The 25,130-nt window shown below is 61.1% G+C and carries 25 protein-coding genes; 12 read left to right on the top strand and 13 right to left on the bottom strand.

Annotated elements, in window-relative coordinates:
- The first annotated feature begins 129 nt into the window (after positions 1–129).
- A complete protein-coding gene (locus TX23_RS09700) occupies positions 130–1,794 on the top strand; it encodes a putative bifunctional diguanylate cyclase/phosphodiesterase (RefSeq protein ID WP_057701986.1) in 1,665 nt (554 codons plus the stop codon).
- 125 nt (positions 1,795–1,919) lie between these two features.
- Here TX23_RS09700 and TX23_RS09705 read toward each other — a convergent pair whose 3' ends face one another.
- Positions 1,920–3,323 (bottom strand): NorM family multidrug efflux MATE transporter, encoded by a 1,404-nt coding sequence (locus TX23_RS09705; protein WP_057702290.1) that lies wholly within the window; start codon positions 3,321–3,323, stop codon positions 1,920–1,922.
- A gap of 151 nt (positions 3,324–3,474) precedes the next feature.
- Between TX23_RS09705 and TX23_RS09710 the strand changes: the two genes are divergently transcribed.
- Complete coding sequence (locus TX23_RS09710; protein ID WP_057701987.1) at positions 3,475–4,395, top strand: LysR substrate-binding domain-containing protein; 921 nt, start codon at positions 3,475–3,477, stop codon at positions 4,393–4,395.
- Positions 4,396–4,572: 177 nt separating this feature from the next.
- Positions 4,573–6,549: a methyl-accepting chemotaxis protein gene (locus TX23_RS09715; RefSeq protein WP_057701988.1), complete on the top strand. Its 1,977-nt coding sequence runs from the start codon at positions 4,573–4,575 to the stop codon at positions 6,547–6,549.
- Positions 6,550–6,603: 54 nt separating this feature from the next.
- Here the strand turns inward: TX23_RS09715 and TX23_RS09720 are convergent, their stop codons facing one another.
- A complete protein-coding gene (locus tag TX23_RS09720) occupies positions 6,604–8,100 on the bottom strand; it encodes a YifB family Mg chelatase-like AAA ATPase (protein WP_057701989.1) in 1,497 nt (498 codons plus the stop codon).
- Positions 8,101–8,315: 215 nt separating this feature from the next.
- Positions 8,316–8,579 carry an accessory factor UbiK family protein gene (locus TX23_RS09725; RefSeq protein WP_005792456.1) on the bottom strand — a complete coding sequence of 88 codons (264 nt, stop codon included), beginning with the start codon at positions 8,577–8,579 and terminating at the stop codon, positions 8,316–8,318.
- A 422-nt stretch (positions 8,580–9,001) separates the two neighbouring features.
- On the opposite strand from TX23_RS09725, the gene glnK reads away from it, so the two are divergent.
- From glnK to sutA, 4 genes are all read left to right on the top strand, one after another.
- Positions 9,002–9,340: a P-II family nitrogen regulator gene (glnK, locus tag TX23_RS09730; RefSeq protein ID WP_002555808.1), complete on the top strand. Its 339-nt coding sequence runs from the start codon at positions 9,002–9,004 to the stop codon at positions 9,338–9,340.
- 34 nt (positions 9,341–9,374) lie between these two features.
- Positions 9,375–10,712, top strand: a complete 1,338-nt coding sequence (locus tag TX23_RS09735) for an ammonium transporter (protein WP_057701990.1) — start codon at positions 9,375–9,377, stop codon at positions 10,710–10,712.
- Positions 10,713–10,921: 209 nt separating this feature from the next.
- Complete coding sequence (locus tag TX23_RS09740; protein WP_005792453.1) at positions 10,922–11,347, top strand: secondary thiamine-phosphate synthase enzyme YjbQ; 426 nt, start codon at positions 10,922–10,924, stop codon at positions 11,345–11,347.
- Between the two features lie 102 nt (positions 11,348–11,449).
- Positions 11,450–11,782, top strand: coding sequence for a transcriptional regulator SutA (gene sutA / locus TX23_RS09745; protein ID WP_057701991.1), 333 nt, complete (start codon positions 11,450–11,452; stop codon positions 11,780–11,782).
- 188 nt (positions 11,783–11,970) lie between these two features.
- Here the strand turns inward: sutA and TX23_RS09750 are convergent, their stop codons facing one another.
- The 6 genes from TX23_RS09750 to lptM are packed head-to-tail and all read right to left on the bottom strand — an operon-like array spanning position 11,971 to position 16,558.
- The gene (locus TX23_RS09750; RefSeq protein WP_057701992.1) at positions 11,971–12,666 is read right to left on the bottom strand and encodes an HAD family hydrolase; all 696 of its coding nucleotides are present in this window, start codon (positions 12,664–12,666) and stop codon (positions 11,971–11,973) included.
- Positions 12,663–13,562, bottom strand: coding sequence for a tyrosine recombinase XerC (xerC, locus tag TX23_RS09755; protein ID WP_032878757.1), 900 nt, complete (start codon positions 13,560–13,562; stop codon positions 12,663–12,665). Before xerC ends, TX23_RS09750 begins: the two co-directional genes overlap by 4 nt.
- A gap of 2 nt (positions 13,563–13,564) precedes the next feature.
- Positions 13,565–14,281 carry a DUF484 family protein gene (locus tag TX23_RS09760; protein WP_057701993.1) on the bottom strand — a complete coding sequence of 239 codons (717 nt, stop codon included), beginning with the start codon at positions 14,279–14,281 and terminating at the stop codon, positions 13,565–13,567.
- Positions 14,282–14,294: 13 nt separating this feature from the next.
- Positions 14,295–15,125, bottom strand: a complete 831-nt coding sequence (gene dapF, locus TX23_RS09765) for a diaminopimelate epimerase (RefSeq protein ID WP_057701994.1) — start codon at positions 15,123–15,125, stop codon at positions 14,295–14,297.
- A 3-nt stretch (positions 15,126–15,128) separates the two neighbouring features.
- Positions 15,129–16,376 (bottom strand): diaminopimelate decarboxylase, encoded by a 1,248-nt coding sequence (lysA, locus tag TX23_RS09770; protein ID WP_057701995.1) that lies wholly within the window; start codon positions 16,374–16,376, stop codon positions 15,129–15,131.
- 14 nt (positions 16,377–16,390) lie between these two features.
- Positions 16,391–16,558, bottom strand: coding sequence for an LPS translocon maturation chaperone LptM (gene lptM, locus TX23_RS27020; protein WP_003195417.1), 168 nt, complete (start codon positions 16,556–16,558; stop codon positions 16,391–16,393).
- 238 nt (positions 16,559–16,796) lie between these two features.
- Between lptM and cyaY the strand changes: the two genes are divergently transcribed.
- The 3 genes from cyaY to rnk all read left to right on the top strand — a co-directional run bounded on the left by cyaY (position 16,797) and on the right by rnk (position 17,894).
- Positions 16,797–17,129, top strand: a complete 333-nt coding sequence (gene cyaY, locus TX23_RS09775; protein WP_057701996.1) for an iron donor protein CyaY — start codon at positions 16,797–16,799, stop codon at positions 17,127–17,129.
- Between the two features lie 2 nt (positions 17,130–17,131).
- Positions 17,132–17,350 (top strand): DUF1289 domain-containing protein, encoded by a 219-nt coding sequence (locus tag TX23_RS09780; RefSeq protein WP_057702291.1) that lies wholly within the window; start codon positions 17,132–17,134, stop codon positions 17,348–17,350.
- Between the two features lie 130 nt (positions 17,351–17,480).
- Positions 17,481–17,894, top strand: a complete 414-nt coding sequence (gene rnk / locus TX23_RS09785; protein WP_057701997.1) for a nucleoside diphosphate kinase regulator — start codon at positions 17,481–17,483, stop codon at positions 17,892–17,894.
- Here rnk and TX23_RS09790 read toward each other — a convergent pair.
- From TX23_RS09790 to TX23_RS09800, 3 genes are all read right to left on the bottom strand, one after another.
- Positions 17,891–20,731: a class I adenylate cyclase gene (locus TX23_RS09790; protein WP_057701998.1), complete on the bottom strand. Its 2,841-nt coding sequence runs from the start codon at positions 20,729–20,731 to the stop codon at positions 17,891–17,893. The genes rnk and TX23_RS09790 overlap by 4 nt on opposite strands.
- Before the next feature lie 168 nt (positions 20,732–20,899).
- Positions 20,900–21,154, bottom strand: a complete 255-nt coding sequence (locus TX23_RS09795) for a TIGR02647 family protein (protein ID WP_003195403.1) — start codon at positions 21,152–21,154, stop codon at positions 20,900–20,902.
- Between the two features lie 95 nt (positions 21,155–21,249).
- The gene (locus TX23_RS09800; RefSeq protein WP_057701999.1) at positions 21,250–21,534 is read right to left on the bottom strand and encodes a hypothetical protein; all 285 of its coding nucleotides are present in this window, start codon (positions 21,532–21,534) and stop codon (positions 21,250–21,252) included.
- A 125-nt stretch (positions 21,535–21,659) separates the two neighbouring features.
- On the opposite strand from TX23_RS09800, the gene TX23_RS09805 reads away from it, so the two are divergent.
- Positions 21,660–22,319, top strand: a complete 660-nt coding sequence (locus TX23_RS09805; protein WP_057702000.1) for a glutathione S-transferase family protein — start codon at positions 21,660–21,662, stop codon at positions 22,317–22,319.
- Between the two features lie 100 nt (positions 22,320–22,419).
- On the opposite strand, the gene argH is transcribed toward TX23_RS09805, so the two are convergent.
- Positions 22,420–23,814, bottom strand: coding sequence for an argininosuccinate lyase (gene argH, locus TX23_RS09810; protein WP_057702001.1), 1,395 nt, complete (start codon positions 23,812–23,814; stop codon positions 22,420–22,422).
- Positions 23,815–24,315: 501 nt separating this feature from the next.
- On the opposite strand from argH, the gene TX23_RS09815 reads away from it, so the two are divergent.
- A complete protein-coding gene (locus TX23_RS09815; protein WP_057702002.1) occupies positions 24,316–25,062 on the top strand; it encodes a LytR/AlgR family response regulator transcription factor in 747 nt (248 codons plus the stop codon).
- Positions 25,063–25,130 lie beyond the last annotated feature (68 nt).

A 25,130-nucleotide genomic window follows, 5' to 3' on the forward strand; every position in this document is an offset into this window, starting at 1 on the left:
GAATATCCGAGACGATTATTTACAGTCTGCGTATTTGATAACACCTATCATTTGTCATCCTTTGTCATTGTCAGGCCGCACGTCATAATGGCACCGCTAATGAAATTTTGCAGAGTCTAGGGAGTTAGCGTGTCTACGCCTGTCGAACCCTTGCGTTTGCTGCTGCTGGCCGAAGAGCCTGCATGGGCAGCGTTGTTGCGCGAGTGCCTGGTGCCGATGGGCGAAGGGGCTGTGCTGATCAGTGCGCCCAACTGGGACTCGGTGAGTCGTCTGTTCGATGACGACCAGGGTGCCGTGCTATTGACCACGCCAAGCCTGCAGCCCGGCCCTGGCCGCTGCAGCCTGCCATGTGTATTGCTGTTGGAGGAGGAGCCGCTGGTGTCGCCGCTCGGGGTCAGCGACTGGTTGATTCTGAACGGGCTGAACGCTGAAACATTGCGCCGCTGCTTGCGCCATGTGCGCGAGCGCGGTGTTCTGGAAAACACCTTGCAGCGCCTGGCCGAGCAGGACCCGCTCACGGGCATTGCCAACCGCCAGGGCTTCCAGACGTTGCTGGCGGCGCGGCTGGCGGAAAACGAGGGTCGCGGCCTGGCTCTGGGCCACCTGGACCTGGACAACTTCCGTCATGCCAACGACGCCCTTGGCCACCAGGCCGGCGACCGTTTGATCCTGCAAGTGGTGTCGCGGCTCAAGAGCCAGCTCGAAGCCGGGGACCAACTGGCGCGCCTGGGCAGCGATGAATTTGCCCTGCTGATCGACACCCGCCGCGCGCCCCAGCGTGCCGAGTGGATGGCTGAGCGCATCACCGAAGTGATGGCCGAGCCTTATTGGGTCGATGGCGAAAGCCTGTTGATCGGCTGCAGCCTGGGCGTGGCACATGCCCGCGCCCGCGCCGGCGCCGACCCATTGATGTGGCACGCCCATATCGCCATGCAACAGGCCAAAAGCACCCAGGGCTGCACTTTTCACATCTTCAATGAACGCATCAACCGCAACGCGCGCAGCCTGGCCGACCTGGAAAGTGAGCTGCGCCGGGCCTTGCGCCGCGATGAGCTGGAGCTGCATTACCAGCCGCGCCTGGACCTGGACGACGGCCATATCGTCGGCCTTGAAGCCCTGGTGCGCTGGCGCCACGGCGAGCGCGGTTTGTTGCCGCCCAGCGAATTCGTGCCGCTGGCCGAGCAGAGTGGTCTGATCGTGCCATTGGGCTACTGGGTGATTTCCCGGGCCCTGCGCGACATGCAAGACCTGCGCGAACGCGGCCTGCCGCCGCTGCACATGGCCGTCAACCTGTCGTTTCGCCAGTTTCAGGACGGCCAATTGCTCTCCACACTCAGTCGCCTGATTGCCGAACGTGGCGTGGAAGCGCAATGGCTGGAGTTCGAATTGACCGAAACCGCGGTGATGCGCCGCAGTGACCTGGTCAAACAGACCATGGACGCCCTGGGCCGCCTCGGCGTGCGGTTCTCCCTGGATGACTTCGGCACCGGTTTTTCGTCGTTCGTGCACCTCAACAGCCTGCCGATCGCCTTGTTGAAGATCGACAAGAGTTTTGTCGGCGGCATGGAAGAGCGCGAAGAAAACCGCAAGTTGGTGCACGCGATGATCAACCTGGCTCACAACCTCAACCTGGAAGTGGTGGCCGAAGGCGTGGAGACACCCGAGCAGCTTGAGCTGTTGCGCTTGTTCGGTTGCGACCAGGCCCAGGGGTACCTGATCAGCAAGCCGTTGCCATTGCCGGAACTGGTGGAGTACCTGATGTTTGGGCAAAGCCAGCAGGTGTTGTTGGGCTAAGCCTTCAAAGTGGTTCAAATGTGGGAGCTGGCTTGCCTGCGATAGCGGTCGTTCAGCTAATAATGATTAGCCTGGCACACCGCTATCGCAGGCAAGCCAGCTCCCACATGGATCGCGTGCACTCGCTAGTCAGGCAGGGCCGCTCGGAATCCGACAGGAGCATCCGGCTCCTGCCGAATCATCCGCTTGATCTTCGCCTCAAACGCCCATGTCAGGCTCACCGCTGCGCACGCCAGGCCCAGTGCCAGTCCCCACCAGACGCCAGTGGGGCCCCAGCCCAAGGTGAACGCCATCAACCAGGCCGACGGTGCGCCAATCAGCCAATAGCAACCCAGCCCCACCAGAAAGGTGGTCTTGGCGTCCTTCAAGCCACGGATACAGCCCATGGCAATGGTCTGTACGCCGTCGAACAATTCGAACCAGGCGGCGACGGCCAGCAGGCTGACGGCCAGGACGATCACGTCATGGAATGCCGGGTCGTCATGGTCGAGGAACAGCCCGATCAACGGATCGGAAAACAGCCACAGCACCACGGCGAATCCCAGCATTACCATGGCGCCAAAGCCTATGCCGACCCGACCCGCCATGCGTGCCTGCAACAACTGCCCGGCACCGTAATGCTGGCCGATGCGCATGGTCACTGCGTAGGACATCCCCGCCGGCACCATGAACGCCACCGAGACAATTTGCAGGGCAATCTGATGCGCGGCCAACTGCGTGCTGCCCATGGTGCCCATGCACAACGCGGCAAAGGCAAACAGCCCGACCTCTACTGCATAGGTGCCGCCGATCGGCAGGCCCAGACGCCACAATTCGCGCAAATAGTGAGTATTCAGGCGCAGCAGGCCGGTACCCAACGGGTAGGCGGCGTAGGCGCGGTTGCTGCGGATGTACCACATCAAGGCCAGCGCCATGCTATTGGCAACGATGGCGGTCACCAGGCCAATGCCCATCAGGCCCAGTTTCGGCAAGCCGAACATGCCTTCGATCAATGCGTGGTTGAGCAGGTAGTTGACCACGGTGCCGCACAGGCTGATCACCATCACCGGCGTTGCCTTGCCGATGGCGCTGGTAAAACCGCGCAGTGCCATGAACGTCAGGTAGCCGGGCAGGGCGAACGGCAGGATCGTGAGGAATTGCCCCGCCGCTTGCACGTTGGTTTCGGTCTGGCCGAACATCAGCAGCACCGGCTTCAAGTTCCATAGCAACAGGGCCGCTGCCAGGGCCATCAACCACGCCAGCCACAGCCCGGCCTGGGTCAGGCGGGTGGCGCCGTCGATATCGCCTGCGCCATGACGAATAGCGACCAGGGTGCCCACCGCTGCAATTACGCCGATGCAGAAGATCGCCACGAACGAATAGCTCGCCGCGCCCAGGCCGCCGCCGGCCAGGGCTTCGGGGCTCAGGCGCGCCATCATCAGGGTGTCGGTCAGCACCATCAGCATGTGCGCCAACTGTGAGGCAATCAGCGGCCCCGACAGCCGCAGAATGGCCCAGAGTTCGGTACGTGCCGGATGTTGCATGATCATCACACTCGAATAGTCAGAAAGGTGGGGACGGTTGATTCTCGGCGCATTGTGCACTTTGCACAAAAGGATAAATGCGATCATTCACATGATAAAAACTCATGCCTGACTGATTCTGATAGGGTGCCGATATTGCGCTGTCGGAGCTTTCCCAATGTCTCGTCGTCTTCCTCCCTTATATGCCCTGCGTGCATTTGAAGCCGCTTCCCGGCACAACTCCTTCACCCGGGCGGCGCAGGAACTGTCCATTACCCAAAGTGCGGTCAGCCGACATATCCGCACCCTTGAAGAGCATTTCGCCTGCCGCCTTTTCCAGCGCAGCGGTCGCAACCTGCAGCTCACTGAAGCTGCGCGCCTGTTGCTGCCAGGTGTGCGCGAGGGCTTTGCGGCGTTGGAGCGCGCCTGTCATACCTTGAATACTGAAGATGACATTCTGCGCATGAAGGCGCCGTCCACCTTGACCATGCGCTGGCTGTTGGCGCGCCTGAGTCGCTTCCGCGCCTTGCAGCCAGGCAATGAGGTGCAACTGACCAGTGCGTGGATGAGCGTGGATGAAGTGGACTTCAATCAGGAACCCTTCGACTGTGCGGTGTTGTTGAGCGACGGGCATTTTCCGGCGGATTGGGAGGCCAGTTACCTGTTCCCCGAATTGCTGATCCCCGTGGGCGCGCCGAACCTGCTGGAGGATGGCCCTTGGGACGCCGCACGCCTGGCGAGTGCCGAGTTATTGCATCCCACGCCTGACCGTCGCGACTGGCGCAGTTGGCTGGCGCGCATGGGGTTGTCGTCCCAGGTGTCTCTCAAGGGCGGGCAGGTGTTCGATACCCTTGAATTGGGCATGATCGCGGCGGCGCGTGGCTATGGCGTATCCATGGGCGATTTGCTGATGGTGGCTGAAGACGTGGCCCAGGGACGCCTGAGCCTGCCGTGGCCCACGGCGGTCTCCAGTGGGGAAAGCTACTACCTGGTGTGGCCGAAAACCCGTCCCGGTGGAGAACGTTTGCGACGGCTGGCGGAGTTTCTTCAAGGTGAAGTCAAAGCGATGGAATTGCCCCGGGTTGAACGTCTCGATTGAGCAGGCGCCGGCAATCCATGCAATCGTTTGCGGGATACCCCTGTGATTCGCTCAAGTATTACCAAGTGCCGCCGAAGAAGGGGTGTTGGAACCATCGTGCACCAACGTTTCCCACTAGATAATTTGCCGAGCAGCGCTATGAGATCAGGATGATCCTGGCCTCGGCCAGGAGCTGTCATGTCTCAACCTCGTGCCCGGATTGCCTCCCAGTTAGGTCTCGCCCTTGCCGTGATTCTGGCTGTCGTTATCAGCGGCAGTACCGTGTTTGCCCTGCGTTCTCTCGATTCCGCCAACCTCGATACTCGTGAGGAACACCTGGCCAGCGAGGCGCGTTTGCTCGCCGACCAACTCAATACCTTCCACAGCACCCTGCGCGAGAGTACCCAGCGTTTGAGCGGGCTGTTTGAAAAGCGCTTCGGCGCCGGCTTGAGTGTGCGTGCCGACCAACCCGTGGCCGTGGCCGGTGTACAAACGCCGAGCCTGTATCTGGGTAACGAGGTGCTGAACAATAACTTCGAAGAAGTGGATGAGTTCAAGCAAATGTCCGGCGGTGTGGCCACCGTATTCGTGCGCAGCGGCGACGACTTTATCCGCGTCAGCACGTCCCTGACCAAGCAGGATGGCAACCGCGCCATCGGCACTGTGCTTGACCGCCAGGGCGCGGCTTACCAGCGTGTGGCCGACGGGCAAACCTATATCGGCCGTGCGGTATTGTTCGACCGTTCCTACATGACCCAGTACAGCCCGGTGCGTGACAGCAGCGGCAAGGTCATCGCCGTGCTGTTTATCGGCTTCGATTACACCGACGCCCAGAACGCTCAGTTTGAAAATCTCAAGCGCTTCCGTCTCGGTCAGACCGGCTCCCTGGCGCTGCTGGATGAACAGAAGCACTGGCTGGTACCGCCAGCCGGCGTGCAGGCACCGGATCAGGCCATTGCCGTGATGCTCGACCTGGCAAAGACGCCGGGGGTAGGGCGTTTCTGGAGCGACAACAACGAAGACTTCTACAGTGTCTCGGTGCCGTTCGAAGGAGGCCCCTGGGCGGTGGTGGCGAGTATGCCCAAGGCGGAAATTCGCGCTGTGACCTGGGAAGTCGGTATCCGCTTGGTGATCGGCAGTGTGCTGGCGATGTTGCTGGCAGTGGGCGCCACGGTGTGGCTGTTGCGCAGCAAACTGGCGCCATTGAGCGACCTCGTACGCCAGGCAGAGGCTCTGGGCGCAGGCGACTTGAGCGCACGCCTCAACGTGTCCAGCCATGACGAAATCGGGCAGTTGGCGCGCAGCTTCAATCAGATGGGTGAAGCGCTGTCGACCATGGTTTCGCATATCCGCAGCGCGGCCCAACAGGTCAATAGCCGTGCCCAGGCGTTGTCGGGGTTATCCGGCGGTGCCTATGAAGGCATGGAGCAACAGTCTGGCGAGATCACCAGCATGGCCGGCGCGGTGGAAGAGTTCAGTGCCACTTCGTTGAACATCGCCGACAACATGGGCAATACCGAGCGCCTGGCGCAAGAGAATGCCCAGCAGACCCGGATCGGCCGCACCTCGATGCAGGAGGCGTCATCGTCGCTGGAACATATCGCCACTGCCCTGAACAGTACCGCTTCGGTGATCAATACCCTGGGCCAGCGCTCCCAGGAAATCGGTGGGATTGTCGGCGTGATCACGTCCATCGCCGAACAGACCAACCTGCTGGCGCTCAACGCCGCCATCGAAGCCGCCCGTGCCGGTGAGCAAGGTCGTGGTTTTGCCGTGGTCGCCGACGAAGTGCGTAACCTGGCCTCGCGCACCCGCCAGGCCACCGATGAAATTTCGGCGATGATCCAGAGCATCCAGCAGGAAACCGGCAACGCCATCAGCACTATGGAGCACGGCAAGGTCTTGATGCAGGACGGCCTGTCGCGTAATGCCGACGTCGCCTCGGCCCTGGCGCGTATCGATGAGCAAAGCCGCTCGGCCGGCCAGCAATTCGCTGCGATCACCACCGCCACCCAGGAGCAGAGCAGCACCGCAACCCTGCTCAGCAGTAACTTGCAGAGCATTGCCCTGGCCAACAGCGAGCAGCGTGAAGTGGTGTCGAACCTGGCAGTCACCGCCAAGGAACTGGAGACCCTGGCGGCAGGTTTGCGTCAGGAGGTGGATCGGTTTCGTTGAGGCTTAATGGTCGCCCCGGCCAGCGCCCGCCGCGCCGCTCTCTCCTGACACGCGCTAGCCATTAGCGGCTGGTCGGTACTGCAAGGCTTCCGCCAAATGATGACGGGCGATGCCTTCCACTTGCTCAAGGTCCGCCAGGGTGCGCGCGACCTTGAGCAGTCGGTGGGCGGCACGCAGCGATAATGTCAGCCGTTCACACGCGCTCTCCAGCCAGCTTTCATCGGCTTTGGCCAACTGGCAGTGTTCCCGTAGCCGGGGCAGATCGAGGAGTGCATTGGCACAACCCTGGCGCTGGTGCTGGCGTTCACGGGCTTGTGCCACCTGGGCGGACGCTTGCGCGGTGGTGTCGCCGGCCTGTTGTGAGGGGTTCAGTGCGGTGACCTCCCGCGCGACTGTCAGGTGCAAATCAATCCGGTCCAGCAGCGGCCCGGATAGCTTGTTGCGATAGCGTTGTATCTGCTCCGGCGTACACCGACAACGCCCGCTGGGTTCGCCCATGTAGCCGCAAGGGCAGGGGTTCATGGCCGCGACCAGTTGGAAGCGCGCCGGGAAACTCACCCGGTCACGGGCTCTGGAGATCACTATATGCCCCGACTCCAATGGCTCGCGCAGCACCTCCAGTACCTTGCGATCAAATTCCGGCAGCTCATCCAGAAACAGCACGCCGTGATGGGCCAGGGTGATTTCCCCCGGCTGCGGCTTCGAGCCGCCACCCACCAGCGCAGGGCCCGATGCCGAGTGGTGCGGCTGGCGAAACGGGCGATTAGGCCAATGGCTCAGCGGTGCCAGGCTGACCACGGATTGGATTGCGGCCACTTCCAATGCCTCCTGCTCGCTCAGCGGTGGCAGCAAGCCCGGCAGACGGCTGGCCAGCAGAGTTTTGCCGGTGCCAGGTGGCCCGCTGAACAACAGGTTGTGTGCGCCGGCTGCCGCAATCAGCAAGGCACGCTTGGCTGCCAGCTGGCCCTGCACTTCACTCAGGTCCGGGTAAGGCTTGTTCAGGTACAGCAAGCCATCGGATCTGTAGGGCTCAATCGGCACGTGCCCATTGAGGTGCGCCACCACTTGCAGCAGGTGGTCCACCGCAATCACTTTGAGCCCCGATGCCAGGCAGGCTTCCTCGGCATTGGCCCTGGGCACTATCACGGTGCGCCCGGCCTTGCGCGCCGCCAGCGCGGCCGGCAGCACACCTTTCACCGCCCGCACCTCGCCCGACAACGCCAGCTCCCCAAGGCACTCCACGTCATCAAGCATCAAGGCCGGCACCTGCACACTGGCCGCCAGGATCCCCAGGGCAATCGCCAGATCAAAACGCCCGCCGTCCTTGGGCAGATCGGCGGGCGCGAGATTGAGGGTAATGCGCCGGGCCGGGTATTGCAGCGCTGAGTTGAGAATGGCGCTGCGGACGCGGTCCTTGCTTTCCTTCACCGCAGTTTCCGGCAGGCCCACCAGCGTCAGCGATGGCAATCCATTGGCCATATGCACTTCAACAGTGACGGCGGGGGCTTCGACGCCGACCTGGGCGCGGCTGTGCACGATAGCGAGGGACATGCTCGTTCCTTGAAAGGGTGGGCCGCTTCCTGCGGATTTTTCAAGGGTAGACGAGGTGGGCGTCTAGCGAGGTAGGGAGGTTTTACAGAACGTATCCGGGCGGCAATGCAAAACAAATGTGGGAGCTGGCTTGCCTGCGATAGCGGTATGTCAGCAAAGAATCATCCGCTGATGCACCGCCATCGCAGGCAAGCCAGCTCCCACACTAACCGTGTTTATTCAGCAGAGGATGGCGCCAACCGTGCTTCAAGTTCAGCCACCTTCGCCTCCAGGCTCTCCAATCGCGCACGTGTGCGGGCCAGTACGACCATCTGGCTGTCAAACTCTTCCCGGCTGACCAGGTCGAGCTTGCTGAAACCACTCTGTAGCAAAGCCTTGAACTGGCTTTCGATTTCATTGCGGGGCAGCGGGGTGTCGCCGCTGAACAGGCGAGAGGCGTGGCCGCTCAGGGCGTCGAGGAGGTCTTTGGGCGCGAGCATGGGAAATATTCCGGAAAACAGTTGGCCGGCAGTGTATCACGCAGCGTCTATAGTCTTTTTCATGCCGCGTCGCGCACGGTTTTCGCGCATCAAGGCGGGCGGCTGCGCACCGTTTTGATGCGCATTGCGGCCGCGCACACGCCCCGTGGGTGGGCACAAGTGGGCAAAGGACTGATTTCAGTGATTTTTACGGAGCTGGCAAGGTTTCTGCTTAGACGATCATGACCCATGCACTGATGCAGTCGCTGTGACGAATGCAGTGCGCCGACGGATCTGGGGTACAGGTTTCGTCACCAGTGGATCGCTGGCGTCGCAACGGTAAATGCCGAGGCGACGATGCGTTACAAAGCCAGGCACTGCGCTTAGACTTGAGACGGGTTTGTTTTCCTGGGGCAAGTCCACCAATTCGGGAGAGAGTTTTCATGAAGCTAGTCACTGCCATCATCAAGCCGTTCAAGTTGGACGATGTACGCGAGTCACTGTCCGAGATCGGCGTGCAGGGCATTACCGTTACTGAGGTCAAGGGCTTCGGTCGGCAGAAGGGTCATACCGAGCTGTATCGCGGCGCGGAATACGTAGTCGATTTCCTGCCGAAGGTGAAGATTGATGTCGCCATTGACGACAAGGATCTTGACCGGGTTATCGAGGCGATAACCAAGGCGGCCAACACCGGCAAGATCGGTGACGGCAAGATCTTCGTGGTCAATCTGGAACAGGCTATTCGCATCCGTACCGGCGAAACCGATACCGACGCAATCTAAGCCGCCAAACCCCAACGCCCCAGGAGAAAACACTATGACTCTGCGTAAATTCGCAGGGCTCGGAGCCCTGCTGTCCATCGTAATGCCAAGCCTGGCCATGGCGGCAGACGAAGTGGCTGCTCCAGTCCTCAACTCCGGCGACACCGCCTGGATGCTGACCGCCACCGCTCTGGTGCTGTTCATGACCATCCCTGGCCTGGCGCTGTTCTACGGCGGCATGGTCCGCTCCAAGAATATTCTGTCGGTGATGATGCAGTGCTTTGCCATCACCGGCCTGATCAGCATCCTGTGGGTCGTCTACGGCTACAGCATCGCGTTTGACACCACCGGTATGGAACAGGGTGTGGTCAACTTCAACTCCTTCTTCGGCGGCCTGGGCAAGGCGTTCCTGGCGGGTGTCACCCCGGCCAGCATCACCGGGCCTGCGGCGCTGTTTCCGGAAGCGGTGTTCATCACCTTCCAGATGACCTTCGCCATCATCACCCCGGCGCTGATCGTCGGTGCTTTCGCCGAGCGCATGAAGTTCTCCGCGATGCTGATCTTCATGGCTGTCTGGTTCACTCTGGTCTACGCACCGATCGCGCACATGGTCTGGAGCGGCAACGGTGGCCTGATGTGGGACTGGGGCGTGCTGGACTTTGCCGGCGGCACAGTCGTGCACATCAACGCGGGTGTGGCCGGCCTGGTGGCGTGCATCGTGCTCGGCAAGCGTAAAGGCTTCCCGACCACACCGATGGCACCCCACAACCTGGGTTACACCTTGATCGGCGCGGCCATGCTGTGGATCGGTTGGTTTGGCTTCAACGCAGGTTCTGCTGCGGCGGCCAACGGCACGGCGGGCATGGCGATGCTGGTCACCCAGATTGCCACCGCTGCTGCGGCGCTGGGCTGGATGTTCGCCGAGTGGATCACCCACGGCAAGCCAAGTGCACTGGGCATTGCCTCGGGTGTGGTGGCCGGCCTGGTTGCCGTGACGCCAGCCGCAGGCACCGTGGGCCCGATGGGTGCGCTGGTGATCGGCCTGGTCGCCGGTGTGGTGTGCTTCTTCTGCGCCACCAGCCTCAAGCGCAAGCTGGGCTACGACGACTCCCTGGATGCCTTCGGTGTGCACGGTATCGGCGGTATCGTCGGTGCGATCCTCACCGGTGTGTTCGCAGCCCCGGCACTCGGCGGCTTCGGCACCGTGACCGACATCGCCGCCCAGGTCTGGATCCAGTGCAAAGGCGTCGGCTTCACAGTGATCTACACAGCCATCGTGACCTACGTCATTCTCAAGGTGCTGGATATGGTCATGGGCCTGCGCGTCACCGAGGAAGAAGAGGCTGTGGGCCTTGATCTGGCGCAACACAACGAGCGTGGCTACAACTTGTAAGTACGTGAAAAAAACATGCCCGGCTTGCCGGGCATTTTTTTGTCTGGTGTTTGTCTTTGGCTAAAGGTGTATGGGTTTTTTATCAACTTTGTGATGGGATCCACACGGCACTTTTCAGAGTGCAAATGTCTTACAGGCATGAAGGCGTATTCGGCACTTTGTTTTTTCCCAGAGCGCGCTAGAATGCGCGCCGATGGGCGGAGAACTGTATGTGGCAACAGACCCTGATTACCCTGCGGGCCAAGCCCCGGGGCTTTCACCTGGTAACGGACGAGTTGCTTGCCGGCTTGCCTGAATTGAAGGCTTGCCGTGTGGGCCTGTTGCATCTGTGGCTGCAGCACACCTCGGCCTCGTTGACCGTCAACGAGAATGCCGACCCGGCGGTTCGCCGTGACTTCGAGCGTTTTTTCAACCTGCTGGTGCCACAGGGTCGCGCAGGGTTTGAGCACAACGACGAAGGTCCGGATGATCTGCCGGCGCACTTCAAGGCCAGTCTGCTGGGCTGCCAGCTGAGTTTGCCGGTCAAGGCCGGCCGCTTGGCGATGGGGACATGGCAAGGTGTTTATCTGGGCGAGCACCGTGATCATGGCGGTGCTCGTAAAGTCCTCGCCACCTTGCACGGTGAAGAGGCTTAAGCCACTGGAGATCCGGTGGATGTTGATTTTTTTCCGGCGACCTCGACAGAGGGTGAAGCTGGGCTATAACTAATCTGCTTTTCGCAAGTCATGAGGTAGAACATGAGCGACGATGATCTGGAACAAGACGACCTCGAAGTAGGTGATGAAGACGACACCGAAGAAGGTCTTGAAGTAGCGGCGGAAGACGTTGCTGACGATGCCGATGACAGCGGTGCCGATGACGCGGCTCCCAAAGCCAAGGGCAAAGCCAAGGCTGCAGTTTCGGTAGACGAGCTGCCAAGCGTTGAAGCCAAGAACAAAGAGCGCGATGCCCTGGCCCGTGCGATGGAGGAATTCCTCGCTAAAGGCGGCAAAGTGGTCGAAGTCGAGGCTAACGTGGTCGCAGACCCACCGAAGAAGCCGGATAACAAGTACGGCAGCCGACCTATCTAGGGTCTGCCTCCTGCTTGTAAGGAAAAGCCCGCCGTCGCTGCGGGCTTTTTCATGCCTGGAGCAATTTACCGGTTTGCTGCAATACCCTGTGGGAGCTGGCTTGCCTGCGATAGCGGTCTATCTGCGAGCCCTGTGTTGACTGATCCACCGCTATCGCAGGCAAGCCAGCTCCCACATTGGGGTCAGTGTTAGCTCCAGCGACTCAGCAGTGGCGGTAACTCCGTCAGGCTGCGAATCTGCGCATCCGGGTGCTTGTCTCCCTCCCAGGCCTTGCCCGTAGGGTTGAACCACACCGCCCGCAGCCCCGCCTGCTGCGCGCCGGCGATGTCATCCCCAGGATGATCGCCCACATGCACTGCCGCGCTGGCGTCCACACCGCCACGTTGCAGCGCCTCCTGAAACAGCCGTGCATCCGGCTTGGCGATGCCGATATCTTCAGCGCGCAGGGCAAAGTGAAAATAGTCCGCCAGGCCAACGCGCTGCACATCGGCATTGCCATTGGTGATCACCCCCAGCAGGAAGTGCTGGCGCAGCGCCTTGAGCATCGGTTCGGCTTCCGGGAACACGGTGAGCTGGTGACGAGCATGGATAAACGCTTCGAAGCAGACATCCGCCATTTGCATCGCTTCAGGCTGGGGATAGCCGGCCTCCTCGAATGCCAGCATCAACACCCGGTGACGCAGGACGCTGATGCGGTGCTTGAGCTCGGGATGGCGCTGCAACACTTGCTGACGCAGGCTGGCGAAATGCTCCAGGGGCAGATCCCCGACCTTGGAGGCGTTGAGCGCCAGCCATTCGCGCATCGACGCTTCGGCGCTGATGATGACGGGTACGTTGTCCCAGAGGGTGTCGTCCAGGTCGAAGGTGATCAGCTTGATACTCATGAGTCGCTGCCTTTGATGCGTTTGGCCCGTGGATGGGCGCTGTCGTACACCGTTGCCAGGTGCTGGAAGTCCAGGTGTGTGTAGATCTGGGTGGTCTTGATATCGGCGTGGCCGAGCAGTTCCTGTACGGCGCGCAGATCCTGAGAGGACTCCAGCAGATGGCTGGCAAAGGAGTGGCGCAGCATGTGCGGGTGCAGGTTCTGCCCCAGCTCCCGCTCGCCGGCGGCCTTGACCCGAAGCTGGATGGCGCGTGGCCCCAGGCGTCGGCCTTGCTGGCTGACAAACACCGCATCGTCCGCCGGGTTGGTCAAAAGGCGCAGTGGCAGCCATAGCTGCAAGGCTTCGCGGGCTTTTCTGCCCACCGGCAGCACGCGGGTCTTGCTACCTTTGCCGAGCACTTGTATCAGGCCATCGGCAAGGTCCAACTGATCAAGGTTCAGGCTTGTCAGCTCTGACAGGCGCAGGCCCGAGGAATAGAACAGCTCAAGGATCGCCTGGTCGCGATGGGCCAGGAAGTCATCCTCTACCGCGCCATCGAGCAGCTGCAAGGCACGGTCGGTGTCCAGGGTCTTGGGCAGGCGCCGCTCGCCCTTGGGTGGGGACAGGCCATTGGCCGGGTCGTGATCGCACAAGCCCTCGCGATTGAGGTAGTGATAGAGGCCGCGCACTGCAGACAGCAGCCGAGACAGGCTACGTGAGGACTGGCCTTGCTGGTGCAACCGGGCGATCAGGCTGCGCAGGGCCTGGATATCCAGGGCTTTCCAGCTACTGACGTGCTGTTTCTCACAGTAGGCCAGAACCTTGTTCAAGTCTCGCCGATAGGCTTCAAGGGTGTGGGGCGACACCTGGCGCTCATTGCGCAGGTGAGCGCAGTAGGCGTCCAGTTGCCGCTCCATGGTCAGCGCACCGCGCGCAGTGTGGTGGTGTGGCGCGGCAGGACGCGGCCCAGCACTTGGGCGATATAGGTCAGGAACAGCGTGCCTACCGAGCTTTTGTAGTGCGCAGGATCGCGGCTGGCGATGGCCAGCACGCCGTGCAAGCCTTGATGGCTGAGGGCGATGACGGCGGTAGAGCCGATCTGCTTGCGCTGCTCGGCGCCAAACAGGAAGTCCAGTTCATGTTCACGCAAGGTGCCGCTGACCGTCTTGCCTTCGGACAGCAGGCCGCCGATGGCAGTCTGTGCTTCACCACCTGTGACCCAGCGACCCACCGGCATCGGGTTGTCGCTGAACAGGATCAGGCTGACAAAGGGCACCTGGAAATCCTCGCGCAGGCTGTCTTCCACGGCGATCACCGTTTCTTCCAGGCTGGCGGCGTCCATCAGGGTCAGGATCAGGCGGCGGGTCTTGTCGAACAAGCGGTCGTTGTCGCGCGCCACGTCCATCAGATGGGAGAGTCGATGGCGCATTTCAATATTGCGCTCGCGCAGAATCTTCATCTGCCGCTCCACCAGCGACACGGTATCGCCGCGCTGGTGGGGAATGCGCAAGGCCGGCAGCAGTTCTTCATGTTCGACGAAGAAGTCCGGATTAGCCTCAAGGTACGCCGCGACAGCAGCGGCCTCCAGGCTTTCACTCGGGGTAGCGTGTGCGGGTACTTGAGGCTTATCGGTCATTGGTTTGGCTCACTCATAGACGGACCTGTCCTTCGTATACGCGCGAGGCCGGCCCGGTCATCATCACCGGGTGGCCAGGGCCTGCCCATTCGATAGACAAACGTCCACCGGGCAGGTCGATCAGCAGCGGCGAATCCATCCACCCCTGGCTGATCGCAGCTACGGCAGCGGCACAAGCGCCGGTACCGCAAGCCTGGGTTTCGCCGGCGCCACGTTCCCAAACGCGCAATTGCGCGCGGGTACGGTCGATCACCTGCAGGAAGCCCACATTGACCCGGGCGGGAAAGCGCGGGTGATGTTCGATCTTCGGCCCCAGTTCGTGCACCGGGGCGTTATTGATGTCGTTGACCCGCAGCACCGCATGGGGGTTGCCCATGGACACGGCGGCGATCTCCACGGTTTTGCCATCCACATCCAACGGGTAGCTGAGGGCCTGCTCGGTGGCCTGGAACGGAATATCCGCCGGCTCCAGACGTGGCGCGCCCATGTTGACGCTGATCTGGCCGTCACTGCGAATATCCAGTTCGATCACGCCGCCCTTGGTTTCGACGCGAATCTGGCGCTTGGCGGTCAGGCGCTTGTCCAGCACAAAGCGTGCAAAGCAGCGCGCTCCGTTGCCGCACTGTTCCACTTCGGAACCGTCGGAATTGAAGATCCGGTAGCGGAAATCCACCTCCGGGTTGCTCGGCGCCTCCACCAGCAGCAACTGGTCGAAACCGATGCCGGTGTGACGGTCGCCCCACTGTTTGGCGTGTTTGGGCAGGATGTGCGCGTGCTGGCTGACCAGGTCGAGGACCATGAAATCATTACCCAGCCCGTGCATCTTGGTAAAACGCAGCAGCATGGCTTACTCCGGCAGCAGGCTTTCGCCAGCATACAACTGGGCTACCGTCTCGCGGCGACGCACTTCAAACGCTTGATCACCGTCCACCAGCACCTCGGCGGTACGCCCGCGGGTGTTGTAGTTGGAACTCATGACAAACCCGTAGGCACCGGCCGAATGCACGGCCAGCAGATCACCTTCTTCCAGAGCCAACTGACGATCCTTGGCCAGGAAGTCGCCGGTCTCGCAGATGGGCCCGACGATGTCATAGGCGCGCGCTTCGCTTGTGCGCGGCGTCACGGCGGTGACATCCATCCAGGCCTGGTACAGCGCCGGGCGGATCAGGTCGTTCATCGCCGCATCGACGATGGCGAAATCCTTGTGTTCGGTGTGCTTGAGGTACTCGACCTGGGTCAGCAACACGCCAGCGTTGGCAACGATGTAGCGGCCCGGCTCGAACATCAGCGTCAGGTCGCGGCCTTCGATGCGCTCGCGCACGGCCTGGATATAGTCGGCAATCAGCGGCGGCTCTTCATCGCGATAACGCACGCCCACGCCACCACCGAGGTCGATGTGGTGCAGGTAGATGCCGCACTCGCCCAGACGGTCGATCAGAGCCAGCAGGCGGTCGAGGGCATCCAGGAACGGCGGCAGAGTGGTCAGTTGCGAGCCGATATGGCAGTCGACGCCCAGTACTTCCAGGTTCGGCAGTTGCGCGGCGCGGACGTACACCTCTTCGGCGTCGGCGATGGCGATGCCGAACTTGTTCTCTTTGAGACCGGTGGAAATATACGGGTGGGTGCCGGCGTCGACGTCTGGGTTGACGCGCAGGGAGATCGGCGCACGCACGCCCATCTCGGCGGCGACCACCTGCAGGCGCTCCAGCTCGTCGGTCGATTCGACGTTGAAGCAATGCACGCCGACTTCCAGCGCGCGGCGCATGTCTTCGCGGCTCTTGCCGACGCCGGAGAAGACGATTTTGTCCGCCTGGCCGCCGGCGGCCAATACGCGTTCCAGCTCGCCACGGGACACGATGTCAAAACCAGCGCCAAGACGCGCCAGGACATTGAGTACACCCAGGTTGGAGTTGGCCTTGACTGCGTAGCACACCAGGTGCGGCACGCCGTCGAGCGCGTCGGTGAACGAGCGGTATTGGGCTTCGATATGCGCACGCGAGTACACATAGGTCGGGGTGCCGAAGCGCTGGGCAATCGCGGACAAGGCCACGCCTTCCGCGAACAGCTCGCCGTCCCGGTAGTTAAAAGCGTCCATAAGTTTCCCTTAACTTAGTAGGTGTCGTGCTTATGGGCTTTTGACGGCTTTTGCGACGATTGCGCCTGTTCGTTTGGATCTTTGCTGTCATCCGGCAGGTACAACGGGCCTTTCTGGCCACAGGCACTAACGAGGCAAGCGACCGCGACGAGCGCAGCAAGGGAAGAGATCAGGCGCTTCATGGCGAAATCCTTGAATATGCATTAATTGCGCCCGAGTATACCGACCACCCGCCAGCTTGCCTATGCGCCGCAACACCCGTCCGGCGGGGGTTTGCCGAGACAGTAGGGAAGCAGGCTACGATGCCTGGGGATATTTCGTACCGTCATCCGTGAGGAAATCAGTATCCTTTGCAATCGGCGAGGCTCGCCCGTATCGTGCGGCGCTTGAGCAAAACCAGACACTTTTGAGGTTGCCACAATGAGTTTGACCGAAGCCCGTTTTCACGACCTGGTGGATGCCACCCAGGAGAAGCTGGAAGATATTTTCGACGACAGCGGCCTGGACGTGGACCTGGAAAGCTCGGCCGGTGTGCTGACCGTCAAGTTCGAGAGCGGCCAGCAACTGATCTTCAGCCGCCAGGAGCCGCTGCGTCAGCTGTGGCTGGCGGCGCGCTCCGGCGGCGTTCACTTCGATTACGACGAAGAAAGCGGCAAATGGCAGTGCGACAAAAGTGAAGAGTTGCTGGGCGAAATGCTCGCGCGTCTGGTTCAGGAATATACCGGCGCCGAGCTGGATTTCGACGAGATCTGATGGTGAGTGAGCCTGCAACCGTACGCCCGCCCAAGCCGCTGTTCAGCAATGTCAGCCCGGCGGTGCCGTCACCTTGTATCAGTTTGTGTCGCCTGGATGAGCAGAAAGTCTGCCTTGGCTGCTTTCGCCACGTGGAGGACATCCGTGAATGGCGCTCTGCCGACGATGCGCGGCGCCGGGTGATCTGCGCGCAAGCCGAGCAGCGCAAGGCCCAGGCCTGACAGCATCTTGTTTATTTGTGACGCTGTGGTAGTGTCCGGGTACACCTCAACTCATCGAGGTCCGTGAGAACCCCGCCTTTTCTGGCGGGGTTTTGCTTTTTTGTGCAGAAAAAAGGAGTCTGCCTGAATCATGACCACCGCACCGTCCATCATTCTTACCCGTCTTGACGTGCAGCGTCTGGAGCAACTGATCGACCGCTTGGGCGACGAGTTTCCCGGCGTCGAAGCGTTGCAAGCCGAACTCGACCGCGCCGAAGACGTGGTTGGTCACGATGAAGTGCCTGCGGGTGTCGTGACCATGAACTCCAGCGTGCATTGCCGTGAGCAAAGCAGCGGCAAGGACTATCACCTGACGCTGGTCTACCCCAAGGACGCTAACGCCGACGAAGGCAAGATCTCGATCCTGGCGCCGGTAGGCAGTGCTTTGTTGGGTCTGCAAGTGGGCCAGCATATCGACTGGCCTGCACCGGGTGGCAAAACGCTCAAGCTGGAACTGCTCAGTGTCGACGGTCAGCCCAAGGATGGCGGGGCTTTCCCGCTCTAAACCTGGCCCAGTGCCGCATTGAGGGACTGTTCCAGTTCGGCTTTGTAGCGCAGGTACAGATTGCTTGGGCTTTGCACATCACCGAGCAGCCCCGACAAATCCAGATCAGTGATGTAGCAGCGGTAACGCTCGGTTTCCCGGCGTTGCCCGACGATCTCCCGGGCGACCACGGTAAACAGTTGGTCGCCAAATTCCAGTTCGCAAAATTCCCTCTGATTGCAGTACAGGGTGATCCCTACCTGGCCGGGCGCGCCTTTGCCGATAATTGCCTGCACGTCATAAAACGGCTTGTTGGCAGGGTTCTGCGGCGCCGGCCGTGGCTCTACGCCGCGCGCACGGCCGCTGCCCGATGGCAATAACTGATAGTACAGGGCGTGCACTTCGCCCAAGGGCTGTGGGCAATCCAGGGACGACAGCGCTTCGCGGCGATAGAGGATCGAGTGCAGGAAACGTTGCAGCGGTGCCAGCAAGCTTTGTTCATCATGAAACGGCAAGCGCTGCTGCCAAAGCGCGTTGAATTCGTCGAGCACGTACAGCTGGGCGAAGCCTTCATTGACTCGATAGAACACTTGCACGCAATCGGCCTGGCCCATGGGCAGGAGCAGCGCCAGGTCATGGTCTTCCAGGGCCATGGCGTCAAGGTGCCACGGGCTGTAGCTGGCCAGTTCCTCACTGAGGTAAGCAATCAACGCGTCCTGGGTTGGCAGTGACACATGATTGGCCTGGCCCGGTGTCAGTTCCATGACGTGATAGTGCTGCTGCACCTGCAACAGATAGCGATGATTGCCTTGGCCAAGCAGCAGGTGCTGTGCGGTGTCGAATACCTCTTCTACCCGCTGGGCAATGAACTGCGCACGGTTGTGACAGAAGCAGCGCACCCGCAGCCGCGGCAGATGACCCGGCGGAAGTTGGTTAACGTAGTCGCGCAGGCAGTCGAGCAGGGCGTGGGGCCCGTCGTAGCGGCTGACCATCACCTCGTTCCAGCTGTTGAGCGTGACCTGGTCCATGGTCAGCACCAGATTTTCGCGCACGCCGGCGTAGCTCAGAGAGTCGGTGCGCTCGGTGGTCATCAGGATATTCAAATCGCGGTGATGCTTGAGCGGGTCCACGCCGACGTTGATCAGCAGCAACACGTCTTCCGGTACTGCCGGGCGCAGCAGGCGTTCTTCTTCGACACTGGCCAGGGGCAAGGCGATGGTCTGTTGCAGGCTGCCCAGCAGGTTGAACAGCTCGAATTCGGTCATGTCGCTGACACCGGGGTGCAGCGCCAGGCGGGTACTGCTGTCGATCACGCCGTTGCGATGGCACCAGGTGAGCATTTCCAGCAGGTCGCGGCTGCGCTTGATCGGCGCGAAGTGCTCCCATTCCAAAGCCGTCAGGTTGCCGTTGTATAAGCCCCAATGGTGCTGGCCAGGCTCCTTGCGGTTGGGCGACTGCACCAGGGTCAGGGTGTCTTCGGCCAGGTCCGGGGCAATGCCGGGGTTGATGAATTCGACCTTGCCGGCCTTGCGTTCGAACGCCGCATACAAACGCCGCCCCAGCACATTGAGGTCGCGTTTGTTGATCAGGCTGGCGGTCTGTTCGCTACGGGCGAACTGGGTGAGGAAGCGGTAGCTGTAGTTCAGTTCATTGACCAGGGCACGGCGCTCGGAAGCCACCTGGCGTACTTTCCACTGGCTGCGGCTGTCCAGCAGGGCCAGTTGGCGTTGGTCCCAACCCCATTCGTGGGCCAGGCGTTCCAGCAGCAGCCGTTGCCAGCTGGCGGTGCGCTGCCCGGCGCTGAGCTTGCGGTTGACCTTCAGGTACAGGCTGCGCCGTACCAGTTCCAGGCGATCCGGTTCGTTGCGGGCCTTGAGGTATTCCTCGATACGGCGATAGACCACGATATAAGGGTCCAGCTCATCCAGGTCCAGTTGGTTGGCGAACACCGCTCGCTTGAAACGCAGGCTCAGGCAGTACACGTTCGGATGTTCGCTGGCGTAGACCTCGGTCAGCAGCAGCTTGAGCACCGATTTGTACGGCGACTCGATGCCCTTGAACAATTGCCACAGGCCGGCACCGATGAATTCGCCCGGCGGGATATGCGCCAGGTGACCCAGGTCGAGGGTTTCATCGGCGCGGATAAACCGTTTGGAAATCAGAGCGTGGGTAAATTCGGTGTAGCGCTTTTCTTCGTAGACCGGCACCAGCCACCAAATCGGCGTGCGCCCGGCCAGCCAGATGGCTGTGCGGTAGAACTCGTCCAGCAGCAGGTAGTGCTGGGTAGTGCCGCAATCGTCGGAGCTCAGTTGGGTGTCGCGTTCGCCTTGTACGAAGCGTGCCGGGTCGATCAGGAAGAAATGCGCCTCGGCGCCCATGCTCAAGGCCCACGCCTCCAGCAGTTGGCACTTTTTGCGCAGCTCTGCCAGTTCGCTTTCGTCCAGGTCGCAGGCGTGGCACACCCACACGTCCATATCGCTTTGATCGGCCTGGGCCAGCGTGCCCAGGCTGCCCATCAGGAACAGGCCGTGAATGGGGCGGGGCGGGTTGCCATGGCGCGGTTTATAGGAGAACGAGCGAGTCAGGCGCTGAGCTTCGGCCAGGGCCTGGGCGTCCGGTTCGAAATTCGACAGCCCCGCCGGGGTGCTGCTGGAGACATAGCCCGGCAACAACGGGTGATTGACGTGGAAAAACAGCGGCAACAAGGTCAGCACGCCTTGTTGGCGGGGTGTCAGCCCCTCGACAGCTCGGGCCATGCGGCCCTCATTGAGGGCCATGAAACGCGCGCGCAACTGGGTCAGCACCTTGCGGTCGATGCCTTCGTCCAGATCAGGGCGGATTTCGTGGGTGCGGGTCATGTCGAACTCGGTGGCTCGCTGGGCCCGACGTGGGCAGCCATGCAGGAGTCTACAGACAGTAGCGTAGGAGTTTTAGAGGGAAATGGCTTTTTGGCGTCAGAATTTTTGCGCCACACAACAGCGCCCTCAGAGCCCGCAGCGGGCGGACTCCATGGGCTGTATCAGGTGTCAGGCAGCTTCTTTGGTGCTGGCAGTGGTCAGAATGGTCAGCAGGGTTTGGGCCTGCTCTGCAGCATCCCGGCCAAGGCTGGTCAGGTAGCCCCCGTCTGGCTGGTCGATCAGCCCTTTCGCGTGGAGGCGCTTGGCAGCGGCGATGGCGGTAGGGGCGGCGGTCTGATGGACTTTCAAACCCTCCTTGGTGCTGTCCAAGGGGAAGAGTACAAGGATTTCCAGTTCGGCAACCAACTCAGGGGTATACGACATAAGGACTCCAGACTTTCTAAAATTTATTAGAGGCTAGCAGGCCATAAGGTGAACGCACTTTGCCGAACTGTCCAGCGTGTTGCTGCGCGCGGGGGTTATTCCTTTTCCGGCGGCAACTCGGGCAGTGCGCGCAGCGCTGTTTCGTACCACTGAGTATCGAACGCACGGTCTTCGTCCAGCATGGCATCGATCTCGAAGGCCAGCACGTGAGCCATCAGATTCAGGATGTCTTCACGCTCGTAACCCACCAGGGTCAGTTTGTTGAACGTCGCCTTCGCCGCTGGCGGGTTGTCGCTTTCGATCTGGTTTTCGATGGCTTCGATCAGCGTGGTTTCGGTGAATTCTTCTTCGTCGTTGTCGATATCGGTCGGCTCGCTCATGGCAGGCTCCTCAAGGAAAGGGCGTCAGTCTACCCCCATTCAGGTGGGTGATGCTGCTGGTCAGGGTGCCCTTGAGGATCTATAACTCTTGCAGCCAACCCCACACCCGGCCTGGAGGCTTTGTGATGCTCAAGCTTTACGGATTTTCGGTCAGCAACTACTACAACATGGTCAAGCTGGCGCTGTTGGAGAAAGGACTGCCCTTCGAAGAGGTGCCTTTTTATGCCGGGCAAAATCCCGAAGCCTTGGCGGTAAGCCCCCGCGGCAAAGTGCCGGTGCTGGGTGTGAAGCAGGGGTTCATCAACGAAACCAGCGTCATCCTCGAATACCTCGAACAGACCCAGGAAGGCCCGGCGCTACTGCCCGCCGACCCGTTTGCGCGGGCTCAGGTGCTGGCGCTGTGCCGTGAGATCGAGCTGTACATCGAACTGCCTGCGCGGGCGTGTTTCGCCGAGGCTTTTTTCGGCATGGCGGTGCCGGAGGCGATCAAGGAGAAGTCCAGGGCCGAGCTGCTGCTTGGGATCGGTACGTTAGGCCGGCACGGTAAGTTCGCGCCTTATGTGGCAGGGGAGAACTTCACAATTGCGGATTTGTATTTCATGTACAGCCTGAACCTGGCCTGCGGCGTGGGCGAGAAGCTGTTTGGGCTGGACCTGCTGGCGCAGTTGCCGCAGGCGAAGGCATTGTTGGCGCGCCTGAATGAGATGCCCAATGCGCAGAAGGTAGAGGCGGACAGGCAGGCGGCGATGCCGGCGTTTATGGCGATGATTGCGGCCAGGAAATAAATCTTTGGCAGCAGTAAGGGCACCATCGCGGGCAAGCCAGCTCCCACATTTTGATGTGTGAACCCAATCAAGTGTGGGAGCTGGCTTGCCTGCGATGCTTTTAGCGGCTGGCGAGCAATTGCTGGCCGCGCACGACCGCCGCCTTGACCTGCGCCGGCGCAGTGCCGCCCACATGGTTACGGGCATTCACCGAGCCTTCCAGGGTCAGCACGGCAAACACATCCTGTTCGATCTGGTCGCTGAACTGGCGCAGTTCTTCCAGGCTCATTTCCGCCAGATCCTTACCTGTATCGACGCCGTATTTCACCGCGTGGCCGACGATTTCGTGGCAGTCACGGAATGGCAGGCCACGGCGCACCAGGTAGTCCGCCAGGTCGGTTGCCGTGGAGAAGCCACGCAGGGCCGCTTCACGCATGATCGCGTGCTTGGGCTTGATCGCCGGGATCATGTCGGCAAAGGCACGCAGCGAGTCGCGCAGGGTGTCGGCGGCGTCGAACAGCGGCTCTTTGTCTTCCTGGTTGTCCTTGTTGTAAGCCAGTGGCTGGCCTTTCATCAGGGTCAGCAGGCCCATCAGTGCGCCGAATACACGGCCGCTCTTGCCGCGTACCAGCTCAGGCACGTCGGGGTTTTTCTTTTGCGGCATGATCGAGCTGCCGGTGCAGAAGCGGTCCGGCAGGTCGATGAACTGGAATTGGGCGCTGGTCCAGAGCACCAGCTCTTCGGAGAAGCGCGACAGGTGCATCATCGCGATGCTGGCGGCGGCGCAGAATTCGATGGCGAAGTCGCGGTCCGACACGCCGTCCAGGGAGTTGCCGCCCACGGCGTCAAAACCCAGCAGTTGCGCGGTGTATTCGCGGTCGATCGGGTAGGTGGTACCGGCCAGCGCAGCGCTGCCCAACGGCATACGGTTGGCGCGCTTGCGGCAATCGACCAGGCGCTCGTAGTCGCGGCTGAGCATTTCGAACCAGGCCAGCAAATGGTGGCCGAAGGTCACTGGCTGTGCCGTCTGCAAGTGAGTGAAGCCGGGCATGATGGTGTCTGACTCACGCTCGGCCTGCTCCAGCAAACCTGTTTGCAGGCGGGTGATTTCGGCCAGGATCAGGTCGATTTCATCGCGCAGCCACAGGCGAATATCAGTGGCTACCTGATCGTTACGGCTGCGGCCGGTGTGCAGTTTTTTGCCGGTCACGCCGATGCGATCGGTCAGGCGTGCCTCGATGTTCATGTGCACGTCTTCCAGATCGACGCGCCAGTCGAACGTGCCTGCCTCGATTTCACCGCGGATGGTGGTCAGGCCGTCGATGATGCTGTCACGCTCGGCTTCGGTCAGCACGCCGACCTTGGCCAGCATCGTGGCATGGGCGATGGAGCCCATGATGTCGTGGCGGTACAGGCGCTGGTCGAAGGTGACGGAGGCGGTGAAGCGCGCGACGAAGGCGTCGACGGGTTCACTGAAGCGGCCGCCCCAGGACTGGTTGGTCTTGTCGGTGCTCATGGATTCGCTCGTGATCTGCTTGAAAGAGGCATGAAGGTGTACCGGCGATAATAACAGGGTTGCCCGTGAAGGCGGTGCCGAGGGTGGGCGGCAATTTTATTTGTGTGGTAGATGGCTAAGTGCCTTGCCGCCGAACGCGTCCAGGACGAGACTGGAGGTACGTACTTATTGAAACGATATTTGACGATTGAGCAATATCGTCTCAGTGAGCGTCTACAGTTGGACTGCTAGTGTGTGAATGCACCAAAGTCTGGTGATGCGGTCATAACCAGACTATCCATTAAACAGGGGGGTATTCGGATTGTGTATCAGTGAACCCTACGACGATGCCCAAAGGCAGCAGGTCTTGGGCGCTATTGAACAGGTCCGGGTAAATTTGGGTGCCGCTCTCGGGGCACTTTTTGCCGCTCGCGCTAGTCTTAGCGTGGATCGCTGTGACGCAAGTCACCGCACCTGTCTACGCTATCCTTGTGCGAGACTCACGCAGGAATCCAGCGCAATATGAATGTCCTGATCGTTGATGACGAACCCCAAGCCCGCGAGCGACTGAGCCGTCTGGTCAGTGAACTCGAGGGTTATACAGTCCTTGAACCGAGTGCCACCAGCGGTGAGGAGGCGTTGACGCTGATCGACAGCCTCAAGCCGGACGTGGTGCTGCTCGATATCCGTATGCCGGGCTTTGATGGCCTGCAAGTCGCTGCCCGCCTGAGCGAGCGCGAATCGCCACCCGCTGTGGTGTTGTGCGCGGCCCAGGAAGAGTTCTCTGCACAGACGCTGGAAGACAGCGGTGTCAGTTTTCTGGTCAAGCCGGGCACTGCCGAGGCCTTGCTCAAAGCCCTGAAAAAAGCCGAGCGACCCAGCCGTGCCCAACTCGCCGCACTGACCCAGCCTGCAGCCCAAAGTGGTAACGGGCCACGCAGCCACATCAGTGCGCGCACCCGCAAAGGTATCGAGCTGATCCCACTCAACCAGGTGGTCTACTTTATTGCCGATCACAAGTACGTGACCCTGCGCCACGAGGCTGGCGAGGTGCTGCTTGATGAACCGCTCAAGGCGCTTGAGGATGAATTCGGCGACCGCTTTGTGCGCATCCATCGCAACGCGCTGGTAGCCCGCGAACGTATCGAGCGCTTGCAGCGCACGCCCCTGGGGCACTTTCAGCTATTCCTGAAGGGGCTCAATGGCGATGCGTTGATCGTCAGTCGACGCCACGTCGCCGGCGTGCGCAAGATGATGCAGCAGCTTTAGCTCAAGGGCTGGGGCGCGGTCTGCCTTCCTTATCCCGGTGCGATGTGGCCAGGGAGGCCCCGCACTTG

This window comes from Pseudomonas paralactis, from assembly GCF_001439735.1.
Lineage (GTDB): Bacteria > Pseudomonadota > Gammaproteobacteria > Pseudomonadales > Pseudomonadaceae > Aquipseudomonas > Aquipseudomonas paralactis.